The 26,152-nt window shown below is 46.2% G+C and carries 22 protein-coding genes; 11 read left to right on the forward strand and 11 right to left on the reverse strand.

The annotated features are described in order from the left end of the window. Positions 1–71 precede the first annotated feature (71 nt). The 5 genes from HNP82_RS02130 (at position 72) to HNP82_RS02150 (ending at position 3,711) form a co-directional block, all read left to right on the forward strand. Positions 72–1,031 carry an AEC family transporter gene (locus HNP82_RS02130; protein ID WP_183770950.1) on the forward strand — a complete coding sequence of 320 codons (960 nt, stop codon included), beginning with the start codon at positions 72–74 and terminating at the stop codon, positions 1,029–1,031. Between the two features lie 338 nt (positions 1,032–1,369). Then, entirely contained in the window at positions 1,370–1,621 is a 252-nt protein-coding gene (locus HNP82_RS02135; protein WP_183770952.1) for an HPr family phosphocarrier protein, read from the forward strand. 198 nt (positions 1,622–1,819) lie between these two features. Then, a complete protein-coding gene (locus tag HNP82_RS02140; RefSeq protein ID WP_243164601.1) occupies positions 1,820–2,317 on the forward strand; it encodes a TVP38/TMEM64 family protein in 498 nt (165 codons plus the stop codon). Positions 2,318–2,493: 176 nt separating this feature from the next. Further along, the gene (locus tag HNP82_RS02145) at positions 2,494–3,504 is read left to right on the forward strand and encodes an SPFH domain-containing protein (protein WP_183770954.1); all 1,011 of its coding nucleotides are present in this window, start codon (positions 2,494–2,496) and stop codon (positions 3,502–3,504) included. Between the two features lie 21 nt (positions 3,505–3,525). Then, positions 3,526–3,711 (forward strand): Arc family DNA-binding protein, encoded by a 186-nt coding sequence (locus HNP82_RS02150; RefSeq protein WP_183770956.1) that lies wholly within the window; start codon positions 3,526–3,528, stop codon positions 3,709–3,711. Positions 3,712–3,894: 183 nt separating this feature from the next. On the opposite strand, the gene HNP82_RS02155 is transcribed toward HNP82_RS02150, so the two are convergent. The 6 genes from HNP82_RS02155 to HNP82_RS02180 form a co-directional block, all read right to left on the reverse strand. After that, positions 3,895–5,376, reverse strand: a complete 1,482-nt coding sequence (locus HNP82_RS02155; protein ID WP_183770958.1) for an aldehyde dehydrogenase family protein — start codon at positions 5,374–5,376, stop codon at positions 3,895–3,897. Positions 5,377–5,697: 321 nt separating this feature from the next. Beyond that, positions 5,698–6,243, reverse strand: coding sequence for a prolyl-tRNA synthetase associated domain-containing protein (locus tag HNP82_RS02160; RefSeq protein WP_207720524.1), 546 nt, complete (start codon positions 6,241–6,243; stop codon positions 5,698–5,700). Positions 6,244–6,519: 276 nt separating this feature from the next. Then, complete coding sequence (locus HNP82_RS02165) at positions 6,520–8,181, reverse strand: DUF3502 domain-containing protein (RefSeq protein ID WP_183770960.1); 1,662 nt, start codon at positions 8,179–8,181, stop codon at positions 6,520–6,522. 147 nt (positions 8,182–8,328) lie between these two features. Beyond that, entirely contained in the window at positions 8,329–9,153 is an 825-nt protein-coding gene (locus HNP82_RS02170) for a MurR/RpiR family transcriptional regulator (protein ID WP_183770961.1), read from the reverse strand. Between the two features lie 189 nt (positions 9,154–9,342). Beyond that, positions 9,343–11,952, reverse strand: a complete 2,610-nt coding sequence (clpB, locus tag HNP82_RS02175; RefSeq protein WP_183770963.1) for an ATP-dependent chaperone ClpB — start codon at positions 11,950–11,952, stop codon at positions 9,343–9,345. 159 nt (positions 11,953–12,111) lie between these two features. Next, on the reverse strand, positions 12,112–12,966 hold the full coding sequence (locus HNP82_RS02180) for an AraC family transcriptional regulator (protein ID WP_183770965.1): 855 nt from the start codon (positions 12,964–12,966) through the stop codon (positions 12,112–12,114). Positions 12,967–13,195: 229 nt separating this feature from the next. Here HNP82_RS02180 and HNP82_RS02185 point away from each other — a divergent pair, with 229 nt between their 5' ends. Next, complete coding sequence (locus HNP82_RS02185) at positions 13,196–14,206, forward strand: sugar phosphate isomerase/epimerase family protein (RefSeq protein WP_183770967.1); 1,011 nt, start codon at positions 13,196–13,198, stop codon at positions 14,204–14,206. 13 nt (positions 14,207–14,219) lie between these two features. Continuing rightward, positions 14,220–14,612, forward strand: coding sequence for a C-glycoside deglycosidase beta subunit domain-containing protein (locus tag HNP82_RS02190; protein WP_183770970.1), 393 nt, complete (start codon positions 14,220–14,222; stop codon positions 14,610–14,612). A gap of 124 nt (positions 14,613–14,736) precedes the next feature. On the opposite strand, the gene HNP82_RS02195 is transcribed toward HNP82_RS02190, so the two are convergent. Continuing rightward, positions 14,737–16,305, reverse strand: a complete 1,569-nt coding sequence (locus tag HNP82_RS02195) for a CapA family protein (protein ID WP_183770972.1) — start codon at positions 16,303–16,305, stop codon at positions 14,737–14,739. A 374-nt stretch (positions 16,306–16,679) separates the two neighbouring features. Between HNP82_RS02195 and HNP82_RS02200 the strand changes: the two genes are divergently transcribed. Then, positions 16,680–18,143: a nicotinate phosphoribosyltransferase gene (locus tag HNP82_RS02200; protein ID WP_183770974.1), complete on the forward strand. Its 1,464-nt coding sequence runs from the start codon at positions 16,680–16,682 to the stop codon at positions 18,141–18,143. A 182-nt stretch (positions 18,144–18,325) separates the two neighbouring features. Here HNP82_RS02200 and HNP82_RS02205 read toward each other — a convergent pair whose 3' ends face one another. Then, entirely contained in the window at positions 18,326–19,915 is a 1,590-nt protein-coding gene (locus tag HNP82_RS02205) for an extracellular solute-binding protein (protein WP_183770982.1), read from the reverse strand. Positions 19,916–20,212: 297 nt separating this feature from the next. Here HNP82_RS02205 and HNP82_RS02210 point away from each other — a divergent pair, with 297 nt between their 5' ends. After that, entirely contained in the window at positions 20,213–22,060 is a 1,848-nt protein-coding gene (locus tag HNP82_RS02210) for a GH39 family glycosyl hydrolase (RefSeq protein WP_183770984.1), read from the forward strand. A 24-nt stretch (positions 22,061–22,084) separates the two neighbouring features. On the opposite strand, the gene HNP82_RS02215 is transcribed toward HNP82_RS02210, so the two are convergent. After that, positions 22,085–22,627, reverse strand: a complete 543-nt coding sequence (locus HNP82_RS02215; RefSeq protein WP_183770986.1) for an isochorismatase family protein — start codon at positions 22,625–22,627, stop codon at positions 22,085–22,087. A 165-nt stretch (positions 22,628–22,792) separates the two neighbouring features. Next, positions 22,793–23,467, reverse strand: coding sequence for a YitT family protein (locus HNP82_RS02220; RefSeq protein ID WP_330599368.1), 675 nt, complete (start codon positions 23,465–23,467; stop codon positions 22,793–22,795). A gap of 223 nt (positions 23,468–23,690) precedes the next feature. Here HNP82_RS02220 and HNP82_RS02225 point away from each other — a divergent pair, with 223 nt between their 5' ends. Further along, the gene (locus tag HNP82_RS02225) at positions 23,691–24,539 is read left to right on the forward strand and encodes a MerR family transcriptional regulator (protein WP_183770988.1); all 849 of its coding nucleotides are present in this window, start codon (positions 23,691–23,693) and stop codon (positions 24,537–24,539) included. A 246-nt stretch (positions 24,540–24,785) separates the two neighbouring features. Beyond that, a complete protein-coding gene (locus HNP82_RS02230) occupies positions 24,786–25,754 on the forward strand; it encodes a FliH/SctL family protein (RefSeq protein ID WP_183770990.1) in 969 nt (322 codons plus the stop codon). 101 nt (positions 25,755–25,855) lie between these two features. Here the strand turns inward: HNP82_RS02230 and HNP82_RS17800 are convergent, their stop codons facing one another. Beyond that, positions 25,856–26,134 carry a glycine radical domain-containing protein gene (locus HNP82_RS17800; protein ID WP_183771257.1) on the reverse strand — a complete coding sequence of 93 codons (279 nt, stop codon included), beginning with the start codon at positions 26,132–26,134 and terminating at the stop codon, positions 25,856–25,858. Between the last annotated feature and the right edge of the window lie 18 nt (positions 26,135–26,152).

Genomic DNA, 26,152 nt, shown 5'->3' on the forward strand with positions numbered 1-26,152 from the left:
CCGCATTGACACCCTGAAAAATATGTGCTACCGTATTAGCATGATAAATTCAAAAGAAACGGGGAATGAACATGAACAACTTTATTTTCAGCTTAAACGCCACCATTCCAATCTTTATTCTCATTGTTCTGGGATGGTTTTTAATGAAGCTGGGAATCCTTACCAAAGGCTTTAATGCCGCCGCGGATAAATATGTCTTTAAGGTTGCCCTTCCGGTCCTTCTGTTCCACGATATTGCCACCGCGGATATACGCAGTGAATTTGACCCCAGGTTCTTCTTTTTCTGCATGATCTCTACGACAATTATGTTTTTAGGCGTCTGGGGCCTGACCAGCATTTTCATGAAAGATAAAACCATGGTGGGCGCTTTTGTCCAGGCCAGCGCCCGGGGCAGCGCGGCAGTTTTAGGCATCGCTTTTGTCAATAATATATACGGTTCATCAGGCATGGCGCCCATGATGATCGTGGCCGCTGTCCCTCTGTACAACATTTTTTCGGTGATCATCCTCTCGGTCTGCTCCAATGACAAAAACGCTGACCGGGGCCACCAGATCCGCACCACCTTTTTAAATGTACTAAAAAATCCCATTATTATCGGAATTGTTGCCGGACTGCCCTTTTCCCTTCTTGGAATTGACATTACCGGCGACGCCTTTACGATCCCATACAACGCTATCACGAACATTGCCAACACGGCTACCCCTATCGCTCTTCTTGTCGTCGGCGCTGGTTTTGAAGGCCGCAAAGCGATCAAAAAGATCAAGCCTACTATGGCTGCCACATTTATCAAACTTGTGGCCCTCCCGGCCATCTTCTTCCCATTTGCCGTGGCCATGGGATTTAGGGGCAGCGAACTTGTGGCTATCCTGGTGATGCTTGGTTCACCTACCACCGTCACCTGCTACATTATGGCCAAAAATATGGGCAATGATGAAGTCCTCTCTTCGAGTATCGTTGTAACGGCAACACTTCTATCTTCCATAACCCTCACTTTCTGGGTATTTTTACTGCGTAGTCTTAACCTGATTTGACGGCGCAAACGTTAATCCTGGATGTTACTCCTCCGTTTCCTGCAATGGGGGAGTAATATCCAGGAATATCGAGGCTTTTGAATGAGCATTCAGAAAAATATACAATTTTCGGCCATTTTTAGCCCAAAAAAATTTATCTGTTTCGACATTTTTTTCAGACTTTTCTCTTGACTTTCTGGATATATTATCACAATGCCCAATTTTAACAAAAATTTAATAAACTACTACTAGCATTTCCCACAACTTTAGTGTATACTGAAAATGTAAACTTTAGGTTATGAGGACGTAACCTAAAATCCTTTTTCTTTGCTTCTCTAGCAGGACAAGGAGGTGTGCCTATGGAAAAGCAGGTTGTTGTTGGCTCATCGAGTGGTACATACCCAAAGCCGATTTCGTTACTCGTACAGACAGCATCACGGTTCGACAGCAGTATCTACTTACAAAAAGGCAGCCAGACGATTAATGTCAAGAGCATCGTTGGTGTTCTGGGTATTTGTCTGAAAAGCGGAGATGAAATTACATTATATACTTCAGGAAGGGATGAGGAGAATGCCCTCAATCGTATTGAAGGTTTTCTTTCAAAGATGTAACGTAATCCAAAAAAGGTTTTGACAGACGGATTTATTTGATCCAGTTCCTGTCAAAACCTTTTTGTTTTGTCTTTTATATTTTTTTGTAACCGATCGGCCATCCGGCGCGGACTTCGCTTGCGCAGGTGTAAGCATGGCTTTGTGGCGCGCAAAATACCACTGATCCCATCAAATACTTTCAAAGGAGCGACAGCCGCTATGATCAAGAAAAATTATGTTTCACTTATATCCGGTATTATGACCGTCCTGCTGATTCTTGCGTGCGCCGTCCTGGCTTTTGCCGGATACCGGGCGGGCATTTTTGATTCTGTGGACTCCCTCCGGGCCTTTATCGGAAGCGCAGGCTTGTGGGGACCGGTAATCTTCATGATCATCCAGGCGCTCCAGGTCGTTATCCCCATGCTCCCCGGTTTTGTCACATGTATTGCCGGGGCACTGATCTTTGGCCCTGTGGCCGGTTTTATATACAGCTATATCGGCGTATGTATCGGATCCATAGCCGCTTTTTATCTAGCGCGAAGATACGGAACAACGCTGGTACAAAAGCTGATCAAAGAGGAAACCTATAATAAATATATTCGCTGGCTTGAAAAAGGAAAAAAATTTGTAACAATCATCCTTCTTGGGAAACCATTTGTCATTGCTCTCTACAGCATCGGCACCGCCCGTTTTTCCCAGATTCTGGATTTTTTATAAAATCATCCCATATCTACAAACATGGTGTTCATGCTGCAGGTCCGCCGGGAAATCCGACAGCCCCCTTTTTCATTTCGTTCTTGACATTTCACCGTTCTTGAGATATTATGATGATATCAAATTGATATCAAAATAGTCAGCATAAAGCTGACTTGCAGATCAAAGGAGAGGATTTTATGGAAGATCAATTTGTATCTAAAAAGGTGTATGAAGAAAAGAAGGCGCCGTCTGTCAATGGTTTTCTCATGCTGTTTGTAACCATTGTCATTATTGCGGCATCTGTGGCGGCCATCGTTGTAGGGAGTATGATGCTCTATAATGAGCAGACAGTCGCCGGAGGACTGCTCCTTGGAGCGGGAATCGTTGTTTTGTGTCTGTCCTGTTTTATTTTTCCCGGATTCAAAGTTCTTGGCCCCAACGAAGCTCTTGTTTTGACTTTGTTCGGTAACTACTACGGCACATTAAAAAGCGAAGGCTTCTATTATGTCAACCCATTTTGTACCGCAGTCAACCCCACAGTGTCTGTGTTTAGCTCCGGCCTTTCCCAGATTGCCAATACCGGCCGGGTCAGCACAGGCTCCACGGGAAGTACATTGAGCAAAAAAGTTTCCCTGAAGGCCATGACCCTGGACAACAACCAGCAGAAAGTCAACGATGAACTGGGTAATCCTATCATTATCGGCACAGTTGTCATCTGGCAGGTTGTCAACCCGGTGAAAGCCGTGTTTAATGTGCAGAATTACAAAACTTTCCTGTCCATCCAGTGCGATTCTATTGTGCGCAACACTGCCCGCTGCTACCCTTACGACACCTGTGAGAGCGGCGATGAAAAGTCCCTTCGCGGCAGCAGCCAGGAAGTCGCCGATATTATGAAGCAGGAGCTTCAGGAAAAGGTTTCCATTGCCGGCCTTAAAATTCTTGAAGTACGTATCGCCAATCTGTCCTATGCACCGGAGATCGCTTCAGCTATGCTCCAGCGGCAGCAGGCAGCGGCTATTATTGACGCCCGCCAGAAGATCGTTGATGGCGCCGTCAGCATGGTAGAAATGGCCTTGACAAAACTCAATGAAAATAATATCGTGGAATTAGATGAAGAGCGCAAAGCTGCCATGGTCAGCAACCTCCTTGTTGTCCTGTGCGGCAACAAGGACGCCCAGCCCATTGTAAACAGCGGAAGCATCTATTAATCATGAAAGGCAGGGGAAGCTATGGAAGAAAGAACACCTAAAGAAAAAGCTAAAAAACAGGTGCCTTTACGTCTGTCCGCTTCCCTTTACGCGGATCTGGCGGCCTGGGCGGAAGACGAATTCCGCTCGGTCAACGGACAGATTGAATATTTACTCACAGAGTGTGTCAAATACCGTAAAAAGCACCCCAAAAAAGAGAATGTCTAATGTACTTCGCTTGCTTTCAGCACAAGGGCGCCCGGAAATTTCCAGGCGCCCGCTTTTTTATCAAAATACATTTCAGGTTCGGATATTCAAAAGATAGGACTGCGCCTCCCTGCTATCAGTCATATCCCTCGCTGCAAACAATGGGACATCAAGCTAGTAGCGCCCCTTGGCTCATTGCCCGCATCAATAAAATCCTGACGGATTTTCAGACAGGTTAATCATAATATTTTTCATCTGGGTATAATGATCCAGGATCACTTTATGGGTCTCCCGACCGATACCGGATTCCTTGTAGCCGCCAAAAGGCGCTCCCGCCGGAATGGAGTTATATGTATTCACCCACATACGGCCGGTCTCAATGCCGCGGCATACGCGGATGGCACGGTTAATATCCCTTGTCCACACAGCGCCGCCGAGACCATACCGGCTATCGTTAGCCATGCGGATTACTTCATCTTCATCTTTAAACTTGATGACACAGGCTACCGGCCCAAAAATCTCCTCCTGGGCAACTTTCATATCATTGGTCACGTCCACCAGGAGTGTCGGCTTCATAAAGCATCCTTTGGCCAGCTCGCCTTCCGTGGCCCGTTCACCGCCGCAGGCCACTTTGGCCCCCTCAGATTTGGCCTCCTCGATCCATCCAAGAATCTTCTTTACCTGGCCCTCATTGATCTGAGCGCCCATCTGGGTATCGCTCTCCCATGGCATACCCACTTTCACTTTGTTAAAAGCCGCCACTGCGTCTTCGATAAAACGGTCGTAAATATCCTCATGGACAAATACTCTGGAGCCAGCGCAGCATACCTGTCCCTGATTGAACAAAATACCGAGCTGAAGCCCGTCCATGGCCATATCCCACTTGCAGTCCGGGAAGTAAATGTTCGCTGATTTTCCGCCCAATTCCAGAGTGGAGGGGATCAGCTTATCCGCTGCCGCTCTGGCCACGTCCAGCCCCACCTCTGTAGATCCGGTAAATGCCAGCTTACGGAAGCCTTTATGTTCCAACATGTAATTTCCGGATTTTGAACCACTGCCGGTAATCACATTAAAGACTCCGGCGGGCAAAATATCCTGAATCAGCTCCGCAAAAACTAAAACACTCAGAGATGTGGTGCTAGACGGTTTAAATACAGTACAGCATCCCGCCGCCAGAACAGGCGCCAGCTTCCAGGCCGCCATTAAAAATGGAAAATTCCACGGCACGATCTGTCCTACCACCCCGATAGGTTCTCTCAGAATCAAACTCAGCGTATTGTTATCCCGCATCGCGGCACTGCCCTCTTCCCCGCGGATCACACCTGCGAAATAACGAAAATGATCCGCCGCGTAAGGCACATCAATAGCCATTGTCTCACGAATCGGCTTGCCATTATCCAGACTCTCCACCATAGCCAGCCGCTCCTTGTTGGCGTCGATTACATCAGCGATCTTCATAAGGATATCGGATCTCTCGCTGACAGTGGTATTCTTCCAGCTTACAAATGCTTTCCAAGCGCTGTCCACCGCCCGGTCTACATCTTCTTTGGTCGCCTGAGGGCACTGGGCCAGAAATTCTCCATTTGCCGGACAATAAGACTTAAATGTCCCCTGATCAGAGGCATCACACCACTGCCCGTCGATAAACATCTTATAAGATTCATTAATATAGTTTCGAATTTCCATGTAAATTCCCCCTTTGAAACTTCTATGTAAATATCATAACATTCGCCAAAATATGTGTCAACAATAGTTATTTTATTAACCTTTTAGCTGTTATTTATTGTTAATTATGATATATTTTCAGAAAATTCTATATATAAGCATTACTTATATATAATCGCAAAAAAACGCAAAAAGTCTCAAGGGGAATCCATAAGCCGGGCTAATCCACAGGGACAGATGCTCCGCCATACAGGCTTCCAATTCTGCCCCTAGAAAAATATAATTTTAACAAAGTCATTTGAAAGAAAACGGGCAAAAAATTGCAAAAAAGGCCATTATCGTCTACAGGTTAACAAAGGCCGGCGTATGACCTGTAAAGGGGAGCAATTTTTCCAGAATATCTTCGGCAGCGACTTTTATACTGGATGTATTGGCGCAGGGATGGCACACAATATATCCGGCGTCAACAACCTCCTGGTCAATAACGAGAGACACATGGTGTCCGGCGTCATTGATCAGTCCCATAACAGTCGCAGCTCCGGGATGAACGCCCAGATACCTGGCCATATATTCTTCCTCCGCAAAGGACAGACGGGCAATTCCAAGCTGATGGGACAGATCTTTTGTCTTAAACTTTTTCTCTCCCGGCATGAGCAGCAGATAAAATTTTGTTTTCTGACTGTTTCTTAAAAACAGATTTTTGCAGGCCGGCACGCCGAAAGCATCGTCAGCGCACTGGCAGTCTTCCATGGTCATCGCTGCCGGGTGGTCGATCCGCTCATAAAATATCCCCAGCTGTTCCAAAACGTCATAAGTTTTTATCTCTGCCTCGCTGCGCCCCTGGACATTTTCAGGGCGGCCATGGCATACAGTGATTGATTCGCTCATAAATTCATTCCTCCAATGTAACAGTTCTGCCGCAACGCTGTGCCGCGGCTATGCGCTGACCCGCGGCTTACGCCGCTTCTTTGCCTCATTTTTCAAAGGCCACGGTGTAATTGTAGCAGTTTGCGGCAAAGACATCAACTGCCAACACTTAGAATAATCCCCCTTCCGGCAGCAAAACCTCTGACTAAAAATGTTTTTCTGACTAAAAAGCAGATACCCTATGTTTTGCAACACAGAGTATCTGCACACATACACATCCATTTAAAAATTTTATTATTAATTTCCAGTAGCTTCCAGCCATGTATCCAGGGATTCCTGATACATACTTACAAGCTGGTCAATGCCGCCAATCTCCAATTTATCAAGAAATTCCTGATAAGTCTCCTCAGTGGCCACACCGCTGGTAATCTGGGCGGTGTACTGTTCCATAGCGTTTGTTATAGCGCTGACAGTGTCGGAAACAGCCGATGTGTCGGCAGAAAATCCAAGATAGGGGCTGTATGTCGCCTCCTCCATATACTGCTGACGAATCTCATTGGCATTCGGCTCCTGTCCATCCCATGGGTGAAGGAGGAAACCATTGGGGTTCAAAAAGTCAACCGCATGGTAAGCTGGGTTTTCGTTGCCTTCAATAAATCTGGCAACTCCGTCGTCCCCAACTTCATAATCCACGCCCTCAATACCCCAGGCGAAAAGGTTGGCGACACGGGTGTCAGTAAACATCAGTTCCAAAAATGTTGCCGCGGCTTCCGGCTCTCTGGCAGTTGTGGGGATCGCCCATGTAAACTTGGTGATACTGCCTGTGGAAATCGGCATATCAACAATTTTAACCCAGGTCATATCCATGCCGCAGCTTGTATTGACTGCAGCCTCATTGCCCAGCTCCACAGCATTGACATAAGAAAATGTAATGTTTGATTTGACAAGGGAAGCCCCCATCTCCTGTGTGGTCGCTGAATCCTTATACACATATCCTTTATCATACCAGCTTTTAATCAGCTCATAATTATTTCGGTACATATCTGTGGCGTATGTATTTACAACTGTGTTATTTCCATCCTCCACACAGACAGCAAACTGGGTATTTCCCAGATTATCCACAACTTTTGTGTCCGCGAAATTATCCGCATAGGCGACTGTGGCGCAGGATGGAAGGACAGAACCATGACCGTCACACGCCGCTATGCCGGAAAGATATCCCCATTTTTCACTGTTCTTTACAGCTTCAAGAATCTCTTCAAACTCAGAAAAAGAAGTCAGGTTTTTCGCTTTGTCTACCATCCCCAAATCTTCCAGAACATCGGTACGCATTAAAATATCAATGGAGCCGGCATATCCTTTATAAAGAGGAAATCCATAGGTTACGCCATCGACCTGCAGGCCATTGACCAGATCTCCGACTGTGGCTTTCAGCGTCGGCGCATAAGTGTCCATAAGTTCTCCAACATCCAATAACTGGTGCTGGGATGCCATTGTACTAAAGGATGTAGGGCCACCTGGCAATGTGATCATCAGGTCAAGCTTCTCATTGGAAGATACCATCAAATTCGCCTGCTGCTCATAATTGCCTACTTCAATCATGTTCAATGTAACATGGGTATTGATCTCTGCTTCTGTGATCTCATTAATAGCGTCCTCCACAGCCTGAAGCCCGGAAGGTATGGACGTCATTGACGGATACAAAACAACAATCTCCGCCGTATCCTCCCAGGTTACATTATAGTCACCGGAAGCTGCAGTTTCACTGCCGCCCTCTGTCGCCGCGGCCTGACTGTCCTGGCCTCCGGCTTCTTCAGAAGCACTCGCCGGCGCATCAGTGGACGCAGCCGCCGTATCAACCTGTGACTGATTACCGGAACTTTCATTGTTTCCGCAGGCTGCCATCGCCGTTCCCATAGCTAGTACAAGCGCCATAGCCATTAAACGTTTCATTCTCATAGATAAACCCCCTTGTTGGTTTCTTTTATTCCCTTCCTGCAAAAGGTAAATATTTCGGAATGGAATAAAAATATTATACCACAGGGCTGTTTTTCCATAAGCTTCCCGATTGTCCCTCCAGATGTCAGAATCTGACATGTCGGCAATCTATTTTGAAATATGAAAATGCCGATAAAGTATTGACAGATAATGAATTACCAGATCGTGTATCATCATCGAGGAAATGGGAGAAGATCCGGGACCTGTATGAATAATTTCGTCACATTCTTCCCAATGCTTAAAATGTTTATTACAGGAGATTGCCGTTACATGAACATTCATCTTCTTTAACTCAGGGATAGCCAAACACATATTTTCCGTGCGATATGTCCCGTCGAGAAAAAGAAGGACAAGACTCTTTTCCGGAAGCCCGGCCTTAAAGCGCTCGATCAGAGCGTCCGATGGCGCCTCCATTGTCACACACTTTCCCGCGAATGCCAAATCTCCCTGGAGGGCAAAACGTATCGTTGAATAAAAAAGATCCACCATATAAATATTCTCCGCCTGATCCAAACTTTCCACAGCCTGACGGCAAACTTCCGGGTCCATTAGCTTTTCCAATTTTTCAAAATCCTGATAGACAAATTCCTTATATAGATCAAAAAAATTATCCGGCGTAAAGTATTCTGCAATAGGCGTTGAACCCATATATAAATATTTTTTCAGGGAACTGCTGAGACGAAGTTTAAAATCAGTAAAAGACCTATATCCTATTTCCTTACAGAATCTTAAATAGGACGATACAGATACGCCGCATTCCCCGGCAATTTCTTCCACCGACATTTCCGGAATCCGGGATACATTTTTAAGGGTCATCTGGGCAATCCGCTTATTAATATCCGATTCGCCTAAAAATGTATAACAACCCACAAGGACCGCAACCACATTTTCCGCGTTTCGATTATAATTTTTTGATATTCCCTCAGTTTTCATCACTATCTTCCTGTTCTTAGCATCAATGATTTTCCGTGACGGTTCAGCCATCTGAGCTGGTGCGGGCTGAAATGTTACAATTCTCCTGATATATATTAACAAAAAGATGCCCCGATTTCAAGAAACCCACAAAAACAACAACTGCCCGCCAACAGGCGGGCAGCACATATATCAATTATAAATCATTTGTCAGGATGCCTGGACATTCTGGCGGATCTTTGCCACAAGACCACTGTCCTCACTCTCGCAGTCGATGACAATCACGTCCCCGGCGCGGACATCATCACTTAAAATCATGCGGCCCACAAGGGTTTCCACATGTTTCTGGAGGAAACGGTTCAGCGGGCGGGCACCGTAAACAGGATCATAGCCATGATCTGTAATGTAGGCGGCGGCTGCGTCCGTAAGCTCAATGCTAAGCTCCCGGTTAGCGATCCGTTTATTCAGACGATCCACCATAATATCAATAATGTGGCGGATATTATCTTTCGTCAGCGGCTTAAACATAATGATCTCGTCGAGACGGTTCAAAAACTCGGGGCGGAAGTGGGCTCTCAGATCGTTCATGACAAGTTCCTGGCTCTGCTCACTGATATCGCCCTGATCGTCAATGCCGTCAAGAAGATAGGAGGAGCCAATATTTGAGGTCATGATGAGGATGGTATTTTTAAAGTCCACCGTCCGGCCCTGGGAATCGGTAATACGTCCGTCATCCAGTACCTGAAGGAGAACATTAAACACATCCGGGTGGGCCTTCTCAATCTCATCAAAGAGGACAACGCAGTAAGGTCTGCGCCGCACAGCCTCTGTCAGCTGTCCGCCCTCCTCATATCCTACATATCCCGGAGGCGCTCCGATGAGACGGGACACGGAAAACTTCTCCATATACTCACTCATATCAATACGAACCATATTATTCTCGTCATCAAAGAGCGCTTCGGCCAGGGTCTTGGCAAGCTCTGTCTTACCGACGCCGGTAGGCCCGAGGAACATAAAGGAACCGATCGGCTTTGTCTCATCTTTAATGCCGGCCTTGGAGCGGATGATAGCCTCTGTCACTTTGGTCACAGCCTCATCCTGGCCAATGACACGTTTGTGGAGGACTTTATCCAGGTTGAGGATCTTATTGCGCTCGCTCTCCGTCAGTTTTGTCACCGGAATGCCGGTCCAGCGGGAAACGATCTTGGCGATCTCATCCTCTGTCACCTGCTCGCGGACAAGAGTATCCTCACGGTCGTGAATGCGGGCTTCCTCTTCCTCCAACTGTTTTTTAAGCTGAGGCAGGCGTCCGTACTGAAGTTCGGCGGCTTTATTCAGATCATACTCACGCTGAGCCTTCTCAATCTGTTTATTCAGATCTTCAATCTGCTCACGGATCGTCCGAACTCCCTCCACAGCTTTCTTATCTTCATCCCACTGAGCTTTTTTAAGCTGGAAATCTTCCCTAAGCTGGGCAAGTTCCGCCTGAATATGGGCCAGACGCTCCTGGCTTAAATGATCGTCCTCTTTCTTTAAGGCAGCCTCCTCGATCTCCAGCTGCATGATCTTTCTGGATACTTCGTCCAGCTCTGTGGGCATGGAATCCAGCTCCGTCTTAATAAGGGCGCAGGCTTCATCCACAAGGTCGATGGCTTTATCCGGAAGGAAACGGTCGGAAATATAACGGTTGGAAAGGACAGCGGCGGCCACAAGAGCGCTGTCGGTGATCTTCACGCCGTGGAATACTTCGTACCGCTCTTTCAGGCCACGGAGGATGGAGATAGTATCTTCCACTGTAGGCTCATCCACCATCACCGGCTGGAAACGCCGCTCAAGAGCTTTATCCTTTTCAATGTACTGGCGGTACTCGTCAAGAGTTGTGGCGCCGATACAGTGCAGCTCACCCCGGGCGAGCATAGGCTTTAACATATTGCCCGCGTCCATGGCGCCCTCCGTTTTGCCCGCGCCCACGATCAGGTGAAGCTCATCCACAAAGAGGATGATCTTGCCCTCGCTTTTGCGGACTTCCTCAAGGACCGCCTTCAGGCGCTCCTCAAACTCACCCCGGTACTTGGCACCGGCCACAAGGGCGCCCATATCCAGGGAAAAGATCTGCTTATCTTTAAGACCTTCCGGCACATCGCCCCGGACGATACGCTGGGCCAGACCTTCAATAACGGCGGTCTTACCGACACCAGGCTCACCGATCAGCACCGGGTTATTTTTCGTCTTTCTTGAAAGAATACGGATAATATTACGAATCTCGCTGTCACGGCCGATCACCGGATCAAGCTTTTGATTTCTCGCCTTCTCCACAAGATTCTCGCCGTATTTGGCCAGACTGTCGTAAGTGTCCTCCGGATTATCTGTAGTCACTCTCTGATTTCCCCGGACGCTGGACAGGGCCAAAAGGAAGTTATCCCGGGTAATGTTAAAATTCTTAAATAATGTTTTAAGCTCTCTGTTTGGGACAGCCAGCAGAGCCAGAAACAGATGTTCCACGGAAATATACTCGTCATCCATCTGCTTGGCCTCCGTCTCAGCCTGCATCAGAGCGCGGTTGAGGGCGTCGCTCATATAAACCTGGACCTGTCCGGAAACTTTCACCCGCTTGGCCACAAGCTTCTCAGCCTGATTTACAAAGCCCTGGCTGTTAATATCCATCTTATTGATCAATTTGGCGATGAGACTGTCATCCATAGTCAAAAGGCTGTAGAGCAGATGTTCCTGGTCGATCTCCTGGTTGCCATACTCATAGGCGATCTTCTGACAATTCTGCACAGCCTGCAACGATTTCTGTGTAAATTTATTCACATCCATAAGACTTTCCTCCTTCTATCTCTGTCAACAGCGGCCCGGCCCGAGGAAAATCTCTTTTCTCAAAAACCAGGCCGCCGCAAATGTTACAATTGTTCTATATGTAATATAACAGAGTTTGTGATAAAATGCAATACCTTTTTTAATCTTTTTTTGCTATATTCAAATAACAGGTCTGCTATCAGATACGGAACTGAGTGAACTATCGCAAATCGCTTCCCGCTGCAAAGTTTCCTCGGATTTATCAAGAAAAATCGGCCCCACATCAATGACCTGAACCTTTTTCTGATACTCCGCCGGACTGATGTTCTCATATTTTTTAAAGACCCGGCAAAAATACAGGGCATCGGAAAATCCACAGTCCGCGGCAATATCTTTAACCTTCCGGCTGTCCCCGTACTGCTGGATCAGAGATTTCCCAAGAGATACGCGAAGGCGGTTAAAATAACTCAGAGGCGATTCCCCCATTACGTTTCTGAAAATCTTCCGGAAATAAGATGGAGAGTATCCGCACCGGTCTACCGCGTCTGCCAGGGAAAACTTTGGATTGCCAAGATTTTCGTGCATTTGCTCCAACACTGCCTCAATGCGGATGTCCTGCTTCTGACCCTGATTATAAATAAAGGCCAGCAACTGATAAAGAAGATCGCCCATAGCGTTGACAACCGCTGTATTACACTTATTATCACTTTTATTCCAAAACTCAAAGGCCATATCCATGATCTTTCTCACATTTCCATGATCGTCATCCCGAAAATACTTCACCCCGGGGTTACCTATATTCCTGAAATCCTCAATAAACATACAGATATCTTCAAAGCCCTCCTCAGACTGCTTTTTATGGGGCAGCGCCGGAGGAATAACAAAAATATCACCCGGACGGAAACTATATTTTTCGCCGTCAATCTCCATCTGCCCTTTTCCTCTCACATTTATCATGATCTCCCAGTAACCGTGCTTATGCATCGGAAAACTGTAATATGCATGGCCAGACCTTCCCACACCTGAAACATTCATCTGTTTATCCCTCCTTTGCCCGCAAATCCGACAGCATTGTAACGGACTTCTTTTGTTTATTTTACTTCATGTAGATCGTTTTGTCCATGTCTATGACAGCTTTCAGATATGTTTATAAACCTTTTAAAGCCTTATAATATAAGCATAAACAAGAAACGTAAAATAATCCCCATAAAGAGGCAAAAAGCGTTTTTTGGCCATATGGGGTATTAAGAAAGGATGGATTCATATGGGAATCAAATCAAGTGTAAGTTTATACAGTCTGCAGTACCAGTTTCTGTGGGGAAAAATGACACTGGAGGATCTTTTTAAATACATGAAAGATCTTCATGTGGACGGCATCGAGCTTCTCCCCGACCAGATGCTCAAAGGCACGCCGGAGCCATCAGAAGAAACCTATGCCATGTGGCATAATCTTGTAAATAAATACGGCCTTGGTCTTGCCTGCGATGATATTTTCCTCAATACAAATCTCTATAAAAACAGGGAACTGACAAAAAGAGAGTGTATTGACCTGATCAAAAAGGAAATTATCATGGCCCACCGCCTTGGCTTTAAAGTCATCCGCCTTGTATCCATGGTTCCGGCCTGGATTCTTGAGCCCTGTCTTGAAACAGCGGCTAAAAACGACGTTGCCCTCTGCATTGAGGTTCACGGCGGCCTTGGCTTTGACGTGCCAAAAACAGAAGAATTTTTGAAGGAAATGATCCGCCTGGACTCCCCCTACATAGGTATTGTTCCTGATACAAGCCTGTTCTGCCGCCGGCCTCCAAGAGTTGTCAGTGACTACTGCCGGCAGGTTTATGGAACCAACCCGGAAATTATCAAATACGCTGAGGAAGTTTTTGCCAGTGGAACGGATTTCTTTGCCCTGAATGTGAAAAACGGCGGTATGGATCCAAAACTGAAATCACTGATCAAGGACCCTGCTAAGGATATGTTTTTCGCCCAGAATCTGGAAGGCTACGAAAACCGGCCCCTTTCCTGCATGGACCCTTATGTGAAATATATTAAACATTTCCATTTTAAATTATATGAAATGACCGAAGAAGGCACAGAATACAGCATTGATTATAAAGAAGTCCTGGAGTATCTCCACAAACACGGCTACAACGGCTATGTATCCACAGAGTATGAAGGCAACCGGTGGGTACTTCCGGATCATGAGATCCCGGAAAAAGAGCAGGTAGCCGCCCATCAGAAGTTAATTCAGAAACTTATCAAAGAGATCGAAGGGTAAGGAGGATATCACTATGTTTGATAATAATGTATTTATTGACGGTACCTGTAAAAATGTTGTTGAAGACGGAAAAGTGATCGGCTATGAAATGCAGACGTATATTACCTACTACAGAGGCATTCCTCTTTCCATGATCAACTATATTGCCGTAGAAGTGGACGGGGTCAAAGTGAATCCTGAAAATATCCGCTTTACACCGGATCACATTGACTGGTTTACATTAAAAGAGATGGAAACTGTGGGAACTATCAAATGGGAATACGGCGAACCAGGAACAGTCCGTGTCCTTGCGGAGGGCGGACTTTCCAAAGGCACTCATCAGGTGACACTTACAGTCTGCACCCGCACCGCCTACATCCCCATGCCCCTGGAAGGGACAATGACACGGACGGTAGTCATCGAATAAATCTATATCCCCAAATATAAAAAATGGCTCTGCAGGAGATGGTATTTTCCGGCAGAGCTATTTTTTATATCATCTTAAATCCCCATTATCTGTAGCGTTACATCCCAGAGTTTGGCATGTCCGTTTACTGTGCTGCTCCAGATAGAGCCGGCCCGTCGGCAGATCCAGCCTCCTGTAAGGTAATCCGTTCGCCCACAGCCGGGAGACTGTGTTCTGTTTCCAGCCACGGCTGAACCACGGAGACCGCCCCCGGCTGTTCAATGGAAGTTGACATAATTTCGTCAAACTCATCCCAGATGACCTGACGGCTCAGCGTCACCCCGTTCTTTCCATTCAGGCCATTTTGAAGGGCCAGCTCGTCCGTATAGTCCCTGAATTTATAAACGGTATAAACGCCTGTATTATGGTTATAATGAGTATACAAAGGTTCCAGACCGTAATCCAGAACAGATAACTGGGCGTTATCTCCCTGGCCTTTAAGCTGAACGGTAATCTCTGCCATACCGCCGATAAGGCGGGGATATTCATCCTGGGTGGAAATAAAATTGCCCATGGAATAGTAGACAAGCATCTCATGGCCATCCTCCCCGGTAAGGTAAGCGTAAGGTTCTAGCACATGGGGGTGGGAGGCAATAGTAATATCCACACCGTTTTCCAGCAGGAACTGCACCCACTCTTTTGTCTCATCAGCGGGAGTGTATGTATATTCCACACCGCAGTGCAGGAAAAAAATGACACAATCGCTAATCTCCTTTGCTTTGGCAATATCCGCCGCCACTTTCTCCTTATCGAGAATGTCCACAAGGTACGGCTGATCATCTGGCAGTACAAAACCGTTCATGCCGTAAGTATAGTTGAGCATGGCAAAAGTAATGCCGTTGCACTCCACAGTCTTAATAGTGTCTGCGTCCTCCTGGCTCTCATGGATGCCAAGGACCGTCACTTCCGGATGATTTGTCTTCCAGAAATCCAGAGTATCCTCGATTCCCTGAACGCCCCGGTCGTAGACATGGTTCGTTGCGTGAGTGACCACGTCAAATCCGGCAGCCACCAGCGCATCCCCGATCTCCACAGGCCCGGCAAATACAGGATAGCCGGAATAATCGTTCCGGTCGTATGTAAAAATAGTTTCCTGGTTGACAATAGCCAGGTCCGCGGCTTCAATCTCGTCCTTAACATTGGCGTACAAGTGATCAAAATTGTAGGAGCCGTCGGCCTGAAGTCCGGATTTAAAAATGCCGGAGTGAATCAGATCATCTCCCACAGCCAGAAGATTGACCGTCTTTACACACTGGGCTCCGGCCGCCGCCTGGCTCTCTCCTTCATCCATACTGCCGACCGCCGCGCCGGATTCCTGAGCCGCCCCCAAAGATTCTGAATCCGAGGCCGCTCCGCTTACCTCCCCTCCGTCGCTTTCAGCGCCGCTGCCGGCAGTTTCACCGCCACTCACAGCGCCGGCTTCCTCCGGTGCGTTCCCCTGAGGTGAAATATCTTCATTTACCGACGTAGGTTCTTTGACCGCTGCCGCCCGGACCGGACCTATAATGCAGCCAAGCAATGCCCCCAGCACCATAAATGCTGCCAGTCGTATAAACTTGCCCCGTATGGTCTGTTCCAGGAATTTTCTCCTGATCTTCTCCATTCCGCCGTGGTTTAGGCCATCCTTCCCAGGAAGTTTTCTCCCATCACTCATAACTATCACCTGAATCCCATAGTATTTTTTGTAACAGTTCAGCCATCAGGAATGGGGCGGGATGAACTGTTATATTTTTTCTCCTGTTTATTTGATTATAAAGAATATCCGCCCTGATGTCGAGACAATTTTCTACATTTCTTTCAAGCTGTACGCCAAAGCGGATAATGTCATTGCTTTTTGTTCCAAAAGGCTTTAAAATAATAACTATTCGTTACTATTGACGATAGCGGAATCACTTGCCGTTTCCGGAATAAAACAGTGATACATGTGCGCGTTTAAGCTATTCGCGCAGCGAATTTCACGTAATTTAAGCGCGTGTTACTGTTCACGTGGTGAGCAGTAACAATTTTTTAATAATGGGGGGAACCGATATGAGCCGATATAATCTGACTCTACTCACAGATTTATATGAATTAACCATGATGCAGGGCTATTACGAAAATAATACCAACGAAACTGTTGTTTTTGACGTCTTTTACCGGAACAATCCAAGCGGCGGAGCCTATGCCATAGCCGCAGGACTGGATCAGATCATTGATTACATTAAAAATCTCCGTTTTGAGGCGGAGGATATTGAATACCTCCGGTCTACAGGTATCTTTCAGGAAAGTTTTCTCGCATATCTCGCTGATTTTTCTTTCAGCGGCGATATTTATGCCATCCCAGAGGGGACTGTCGTATTTCCAAAAGAACCATTGCTGAAAGTTATCGCTCCGATTATGGAAGCCCAGCTTGTGGAAACAGCCATCTTAAATATTATCAACCACCAGAGCTTAATCGCCACAAAGGCATCCCGGGTGGTTTATGCTGCCGGAGGCGGGGTTATGGAATTTGGCCTGCGCCGGGCCCAGGGTCCGGATGCCGGCACTTACGGGGCCAGAGCCGCCGTCATTGCCGGATGTGTGGGAACTTCCAACGTTCTTGCCGGAAAGCTTTTTAATATCCCTATAAAAGGAACCCATGCCCATAGTTGGATCATGAGTTTTAAGACAGAACTGGAGGCTTTCCGCAATTACGCCAGACTTTATCCAGATAACTGCCTCCTTTTGGTGGACACCTACGACACATTAAAATCCGGTGTTCCCCACGCCATTCAGGTTTTTACCGAGATGAAAGAAGCCGGACTTCCAAAGCCCTCGGTCTACGGTATCCGCTTAGACAGCGGTGATCTTGCCTACCTGTCCAAAAAAGCCCGGAAAATGCTGGACGCCGCAGGATTTACAGACGCAGTGATCTCCGCCTCCAGCGATCTGGACGAATATCTCATTGAGAGCCTTAGAAGCCAGGGCGCCCAGATCACATCCTGGGGAGTAGGCACTAATCTCATCACTTCCAAAGACTGTCCCGCCTTTGGGGGCGTTTACAAACTGGCTGCCGTCCAGGGCCCGGACGGCAAGTTTATCCCCAAAATCAAGGTATCTGAAAATATTGAAAAAGTCACCGATCCCGGAAACAAAACCATCTTCCGGATCTACGACAAAGAGACCGGAAAGATCCGCGGCGACCTCATCGCTCTGGCCGATGAAACTTATGACAGTCAGCAGTCTCTGATCATTTTTGATCCTATCGCCACATGGAAGCGCACCTATCTGGAAGGAGGCTCCTACACTATCCGGGAACTCCTCGTCCCGATTTTTATGGGCGGACAATGTGTCTACACATCCCCCTGCGTTATGGATATCCAGACTTACTGCCAAAAAGAACTGAATACGCTCTGGGATGAGTCCCGCCGTCTTGCCAACCCGCAGACCGTCTACGTGGACTTATCCCGCCCTCTGTGGGAGCTTAAAAATCAACTCCTGGATAATATTCACAACTTTAAAGATAAGAAATGATATTTTTGCGGCGCCTGGGACTGTGGCCGGGCGCCCATATTTTTGATCAAGAAAAATACCGATAAAAAAACGCACCCCGCTTTCATGCAAAGGTGCGTTTTTTATCTGCCCATCAGGCAGTATTTTATGAGATGTTTAGTTCAATGCAGGGCCTTGGGTCATATTACCCTCACTGGAGCATATTACTCCTGTGCAGCTATCCACTCGTCAAGCTGTCTCTGATACTCGTCAATAAGTGCCTGAACATTTACAGAGTTGAGCTTATCAATATACTCCTGAAGGACTGCTTCTGATCCCTGACCGCTGCCGATCTGATCACGGTACTCCTCAATAACACTGGACACTGCCGCGGACTCATTGACAAAGTCGGAAAGATCGCAGGAGAATCCAAGGTATGGGGAAACTTCCGATGCTTTGAGATCAGCCTCAGACTGCTCTCTGAAATCTGCCGGATCGCCGTCCCATGGGTAGCAAAGGAACTGGTTAGGCACGCTGTAGTCAAACAGATGGTAGTCCGGCTCTTCATTGCCCTCGATATACTGAGCAACGCCGTCTACAACTTCATAGTCCACGCCTTCAACGCCCCATGCCAGAAGATTATTGATCTCAGGGCTTGTAATGGCCAGATTCAGGAATTTCACAGCAGCTGCAGGTTCTTTGGCTGTGCTGGGAACACAGAATGCAAATTTTGTACATGCTTCTGAAGATATGGTGCTGTTGTACAGTTTTACAGCGACCATAGGCGTACCTGCCGCCGCGGATTTGGCTGTCTCAGCGCCAAACTCTGCAGAGGAAATAAAGGAAAACAGAGCGTCATTTTTAATATAGTCCTCGCAGGAACCACCGGAACCGCTCAGGTCAAAATAACTGTATCCGTCAGCCTCCCACTCTCTCACCATGGCCGCTGCCGCCTGGTAGGATTCTGTGGACATATTTAATGTTACCTGGCCGTTTTCATCGGCATGGACAATACCTAATGTATCTCCCAGTGTATCGAACACATCAGCGTCGGCAAAATTGCCGCTGACATTGGCGTTGGTCTGTAACGGGCCAGAACCCTGCTGGTACAGATACGGATAGAGATAACTCCACTTTTCACTGGAATGTACAGCCTCAAGGATTTCCACAAATTCATCAAAGGATGTCATGTTGCGGGCTTTCTCAGTGAGCCCAAGATCGTCCAGAACATCCTGTCTCATAAAGATATAGGCGGATGATACAACATTCCGGTAAGCGGGAACGCCGTAGATAGCGTCGCCGATCGTTGTGGCGTCGAGCATATCTCCCAGAGTCTCTGTAATGTTAGGGCCATACTCCTCAATGTACGGAGCGATATCCATCAACTGGTTCTGAGCCATCATGTTAGAGTAGGAAGCCGATGCGAAACCGGTCATCATCAGGTCGATCCGCTCACTTCCAGCCATCATAATACTCATCTGCTGGATAAAACTGTTGACATCAAGAACATTAATATTTACATGGACATTGATGGCGTCCTCAGTAATAGCATTGACCGCGTCCTCCACATGCTGAACATCCTTAGGCGCAATGAAGGCATAATAATACATCTCAATCTCTGCCATATCTTCCAAATCTTCTCCGCCATCGGCATCTGAAGCGGTGGTATCTCCGGCATCAGCCGAAGCATCTTCTGAAACAGCCTGAGTACTGTCTGAAGAAGCCGCCGGTGTTTCACTGTTTCCACAGGCGCTCAGTCCGAAGGCCATACAAAGTGCAACAGCAATAATACTTGAAAGTTTTTTTCTCAGCATTTACGTTCCTCCCTTTATATACATCGTTTAACAGGATGTTTCAATTATACCTGGAAGTGTAAATTTTTACTTGCCGTTTCTTTCATAAAATTTGTTTTTCATTTCAAAAACAGGGCATTTTAGATAATATTTCATTAAAATACTCCCATTTTTTAGGAAAAATATTCAAATCCATCAAAAAAACAGCTTTCATTTTGCCATTCATTCTTTCTTCTTTTGACATTTCTTTGAGCATATTATAAAATAGTTCTGTAAAGATTTCATAAATACATCGACACAGGAGGGAGGATAAGTCCTATGAAACGCCCATCTGAAATTACAGAAATTATGGAAAACTCCATCCATCTCATAAATGAAAGCTATAATCAGCAGCTCCACTTAAACACCCTAGCCCGGCAGAACTATATGTCGCCGGCGACTTACTCCAGATATTTTTTTCAGCTCACTCAGTGCAGCTTTACCGATTATATTAACCGACTCCGTGTGGAACACGCCCAAAAAGACCTGATCACCACCGGACGGCCTCTCACAGACATCGCCATGGAACACGGATTTTCCAACAGTTCCGTGTTCAGCAAAATTTTTCGCCAGTATACTAAATTAAGTCCTTCGGACTTTCGCAAAAAATATAAATCAAGTGACCGGAAAGAAAAGCCCACCCCGGCCGAAACATCCATGGAGGTATCCCAAAAGACAGCGATCCCCTACAAAAAGCCCTGGCTTGACGCAATCAACGCGGGGGAAGCCTGTATCCTCATACGCTCCGATTTTCAAAAGCAGCTTCTGGACGTCACAAAAAAATTATCCATCTCTTATGTGAGGCTGTGGGATATTTTCTCCAAAGAGATCTTTCCCTGCGGTTTTGGCGAACCTACACGGCTGGATTTCAACCATCTGGACAGTATTTTTGACTTTCTGGTAAACCATAACCTTAAACCGTGGATCAACCTGACAAAAAGCTCCGATGTCCCGCTAAAAGATATCGAAAATATTACATCAACGCCTCCGGAAGAGGATATCGCCCTGTCCCCGGAAGATTCTTCAATATTTTACGAAAATCTCCTGAAACACTGGATCATCCGCTATGGCAGCGATACCGTCTCCCAGTGGAGATTTGAATGTTGGTACAATGACAGAAGCCTTGACCCGGACTACAGGGATAATTACCTCCTGACCTTTATTTTGATCCGGAAATTGATCAAAAATCTTATACCAAAAGCACGGCTGGGCGCTGTTGGAAACGCGCTCCCCAGTATGGCCGCGGAAATCGACACGCTTCTGGGACACTGGCCTTCCGATGCCGAACCGGACTTTATTTCAATGTTTTGTTTTCCTTACCAAAAAGGGGAAAATGAGGCGCCGGTAAAGCTGCGGCAGACGCAGTTTACCAAAATGGCGCTGGATATTATGAATGGCATTCTGAGAAAACACCACATGGAACATATTCCTGTATATATCACTCAGTGGAACATAACCGTATCCCCAAGGAACGCTATCAATGACAGTTGTATCGCGGCGTGCAGCCTTTTAAGCAATATGGAAGAAACACTGGATCACACAGATCCCATTGTCTACTGTCATGTCAGCGACATCGGCGTTTCTCAGCTTGACACACTTCCACTCACTTTTGGCGGCAATGGCCTGATGACGAGAAATTCTTTCTACAAACCGTCCTTTTATGCCCTGCTTTTCTACAAAAAGATGCCGTCATGGCTTATTGCCCATGGTCCGGGATATATCATCACCACAGACCAGGCCGGACGCTTTGATCTTCTTTTATTTAATGCCTGTCCTCTGCCGGATCTATATTATCATCTGAAAGAATATGAAATCACCAATCGCATTGTTCTTCAGGATCTGTCTATGGGAAGCACATATACTTTCAGACTAGGCATACATACTTCCCATACTGCTTATCGACAGCAGATCACCCGGCTCACTCCCGGACAAAATGATCTTTTAGGCCATCTACAAAAATTCGGGGAATCCGTGGAAATCACTTTAGATGAACTGGAATATCTCTGGCACACAGCCCGTCCGGCAATGAATGTCCTCCATCTGACAGCCTCCGGCCAGCAGTTGGAAATTTCTGAAGAACTTAAAGCTTACGAAATTTGTTATATTTCCCTGTGCCCTGTGGAATAAAAAATAATGTCACTTCTTTCCCGGCTATTTAATCAGCCGGGAAATTTCTTTAAATACCGGGCTTCCTGCTTTGCGTGTAAGTTCAAACAAAACAGCTTCCGTGGTAGTTACATATATGCCTTCGCTCTGGGCCCGCAGCAGCGCGATTTCTGTATCATAAGACTTTCTTGAGCTGATACAGTCCGCCACAAGCACCGGCGTATATCCGGCAGCTTTGAGATCAATACATGTCTGAAGTACACAAATATGCGCTTCAATACCGCATACAATCACATTTTTCTTTCCAAGTTCCTCAATCCTCGCCCGCACAGCGCCGTCTTCATAGCAACTGAAAGTAATTTTGTCAAAATAATCACTGCTTCCTACAGCTTCAGTAATCGCCGGAACCGTCATACCGATCCCTTTAGTATACTGCTGTGTCATCACCATGGGAACCCCCAGTGTTTTTAAGCCTTTCAGCAAAACAGCGCTGCGCCGTTCAAGTTCCTCATTGTCGTAGATGACCGGCATAAGCCGCTCCTGATAATCCACCACCAGCGCCATTGTCTCTTCTAATAATAAACGCATCGTCTCTGAACCTCCTGATCTAGACCTCTTTGATTGAAAGCCGGACACTTTTCTGCAAGCCCGGCCCAATTCATATACAGTATATCGGATATTTCTTTTTTTGACAACGCGGTCCTGCAGTTTTTAATCTCCGTTTTTTCTCACCACATCCTATGTTCACTGTTTTTAAGAAACTTCTGCATTTTGAGACTTTTTACCTTTAGTTTGCCCGGATCTGTCATTTCCCATATTTTGAATATAATCAATAAGGAATGACGAGATAGTCACCGTGATCACTGAAAAAATAATCCTTTGCCATGAAATATAAGTCAGAGATAATGCCAAAACTGTGAAATCGGTAAAGAGATAGGACCGAGAAATACGCCACCGGGTTACTCTGGAAATCGTCAGGGCCAGGGCATCATCGCCGCCGCTGGAGCCTCCCTGGCGCACAATAATTCCTACGCCTACACCTACAAACAGGCCGCCGCACACTGCAGCCGCCAGGGGGTATCCAGAAAAGTCCGGAAGTATAGGCGGGAACATTTCCCAGACCTTATAAAAAAGGGAGACAGCCATAGTAGAGATTACCGAAATCTTAATAAAACGTCCGCCCAGATATTTAAAAGCCAAAAGATAACATGTAATATCCAGCACAGGCGTAATCACTGCCGGGGACAAGCCAAGCCACCGCTCCACAAGAAGCATCATTCCGATCACACCACCCTCTGTAATACTGGTGCGCTGATGGATGTTGTGAATACCAAAGGTACAGATGGCAGCGCCAATAATAATTAACAGAATCCGTTTCCAGGACAGACCATCTAGTATCCTGTCTCTTGAAAACCATTTTTTTAACACAATAAAACCTCCTAGTCATTTTTGACGGCGGAAACAAAAGACCGCAGTCCTGCAGCGCAGCGTAACAGTTTGTTCCGCGCTGTCACGCGGCCTTGCCATTTTCCTTTTATAAGGATATAATAGGACTATTCATTGTATGGCCAAACCGCTGTTCTATAATCAAAGCATAAAGGCTATAGTAACTATAATGTCAAGAGCCATGGAACATAAAAGGGGTGAAACTATGGACAACTATTTTTCTATTGGGGAATTATCAAAATATCAGAATATTTCCAATCAGACTCTAATTTACTATGATAAGATTGGATTGTTTCGTCCCGCCTATGTAGATCCAGACAACGGCTACCGCTATTACAGCACCAGTCAGATCGACAAGCTGGATACAATATTGATCATGAAAAAGATTGGATTCTCATTAAAGGAAATCCGGGAATATATGAAAGACTACACTATTGATAGCAGCCTGGTGGTTTTGCGCAGGCAATTGACTGTTATCCGCCAACAGATCCGTGAGCTTCGCCTCATTGAAAACCGTCTCTCCCACCGCTGCTCCCAGATGGAGCAGGCCAAAGGTTATATTAAAAAGGAAGTCTCCGTCATTGTGGAGAATGTGCCCAGTCAATATATTCTTCTTGAAAAAGTGGATGCCCCCTACTCTATGCGGGAAATCAGCATTGCCACAAAACAGTGTTTTGCCGGCGCCTTTAAAGATTCTCTCCCCGTTTTTTTTGAGTGCGGCGTCATTGTACCCATGGAGCGTATTATCAGCGGCCGCTGTACCCAGGCTTCCCACGCGTTTCTTCCCATTGAAAAGACTGACAAAAGTTCCTCTATCCGCCGCCTCCCGGAGGGATTATGCGCAAGCATTTTTCATGTAGGCGATTATATGTCCATTGGCAATTCCTATAAAAAAATACTGGACTACTGCAGTGAGCATCATCTGGAAATTTTGTCGGATTCTTATGAGTTCTGCGTCAATGACTATATCACCACCGATGATGAAAATGAGTATATTACTAAGATCATGTTTTATGTCAGGGAAAATGTAACAGTTCATCCCGCCCATCCCTGATGGCTGAACTGTTACAGGAAAATTAGTTTATTTTGTCGAAGGTCTTGAGCTGCCTTTTTTAATTTGGTATATTAGAGTCAGGAACATAAAAGGTACAACGAACGTCTGTCTCAAAGCAAGACAGGCAAATTTACTTTCGTATAAACGCTCTGGATAATACAAAAGATAACAGACAAATCATACGAAAGGAATGACTATTTGAGCGGCAACTCACATTACGAAGATATTATTTTTAAGACAGCCCATTTGTTTTTTGGCAAAGAACTGCTCCCCTTCTGGGGGATCACCGATGAGATCGAAGCCGACAATGGGCTCACAGAACTTCCTCTTCTCATACTGACAAATATGTACATGGACAATACTTTTTTAACAACCACGGGGAAATATCTTCACTTTGAATTTCAGAGCCATGATGGCGGCGACGAAGATTTAAGGCGTTTTCATTCCTATGAAGCCCATCTTCACTATGTTACAAAAAGAGAAGTGATTACATATGTTATTTTTACCGGAGGTATAAAAAAGAAGGTTTATGAGGAACATTACGGTATTAACACTTACCGTACTATACCTATATCCATGGCCGAGGAGGACGGCGATCTCACCTTATCCCAATTAAAAAAAATGCAGAGTGAGGGGCTACTCCTGACCCGCGAAGATCTGGTAAAACTTGCCCTCACTCCGGTCATGGGCGGAACATCCTCCATAAAAGACCGCATTCTCACGGCTGTATCCATCATAAAGGAGGTTTCGGAGGATGATAAGATCCAGATTTTGGCAATGCTTTATGCTTTCGCTGAAAAATTTGTCAAAAATGAAGAAGATTTGGACGAAGTGAAAGAGGTGATGTTTATGACAAGGCTTGGTCAGATGATTTTTGACAAGGGCCTTGAGCTAGGTCATGAGCGCGGAATGGCACAGGGCTTAGCGCAGGGACTTGAACAGGGATTAGCGCAAGGCCTTGAACAAGGTCAGGAACAGGGACTTGAACGGGGGCTTGAACAAGGGCTCGAACAAGGGCTCGAACAAGGGCTCGAACAAGGGCTCGAACAAGGGCTCGAACAAGGAGCGGAACGTGTGAGCCATCTGTATTCCTGTCTTTTAAACGACGCCCGCATTGATGATCTGAAACGGGCGACCATTGATAAAGAGTACCGTAATAAACTACTTGAAGAATATCGCATTACAATAGAAAGTCCTCATCACAAAAAAGCATAAATTTTAGCTGATTTTATTTCACAAATGATAAAGTATGTTCCTGTGATTTTAAAGGGCGCCACCTGTGATCAGGTGACGCCCCGTTGTTATGCTATACGTATTTACATATTTTGAAATCCAGTTCGTTCAATGACTTCGTCCTGGATCATTTTTGTCAGTGTTGTGAAATAGGCGCTGTATCCCGCTACCCGGACAATAAGATCACGGTGGTTCTGAGGATTTTTCTGGGCGTCGATCAACACATCCCGGTCAACCACGTTAAACTGCACCTGCTTACCGCCGTTGAGAAGGTAAGTCTTTGTGGCAAAGGCCAGTTTCATCAGATCTTCGTCGGTCTTTAATGCCACAGGATGGAATTTTATATATACTTTTATCTCTATTTTTAGTCAACGTCCAGA

The organism is Catenibacillus scindens (genome assembly GCF_014202115.1).
Lineage (GTDB): Bacteria > Bacillota > Clostridia > Lachnospirales > Lachnospiraceae > Catenibacillus > Catenibacillus scindens.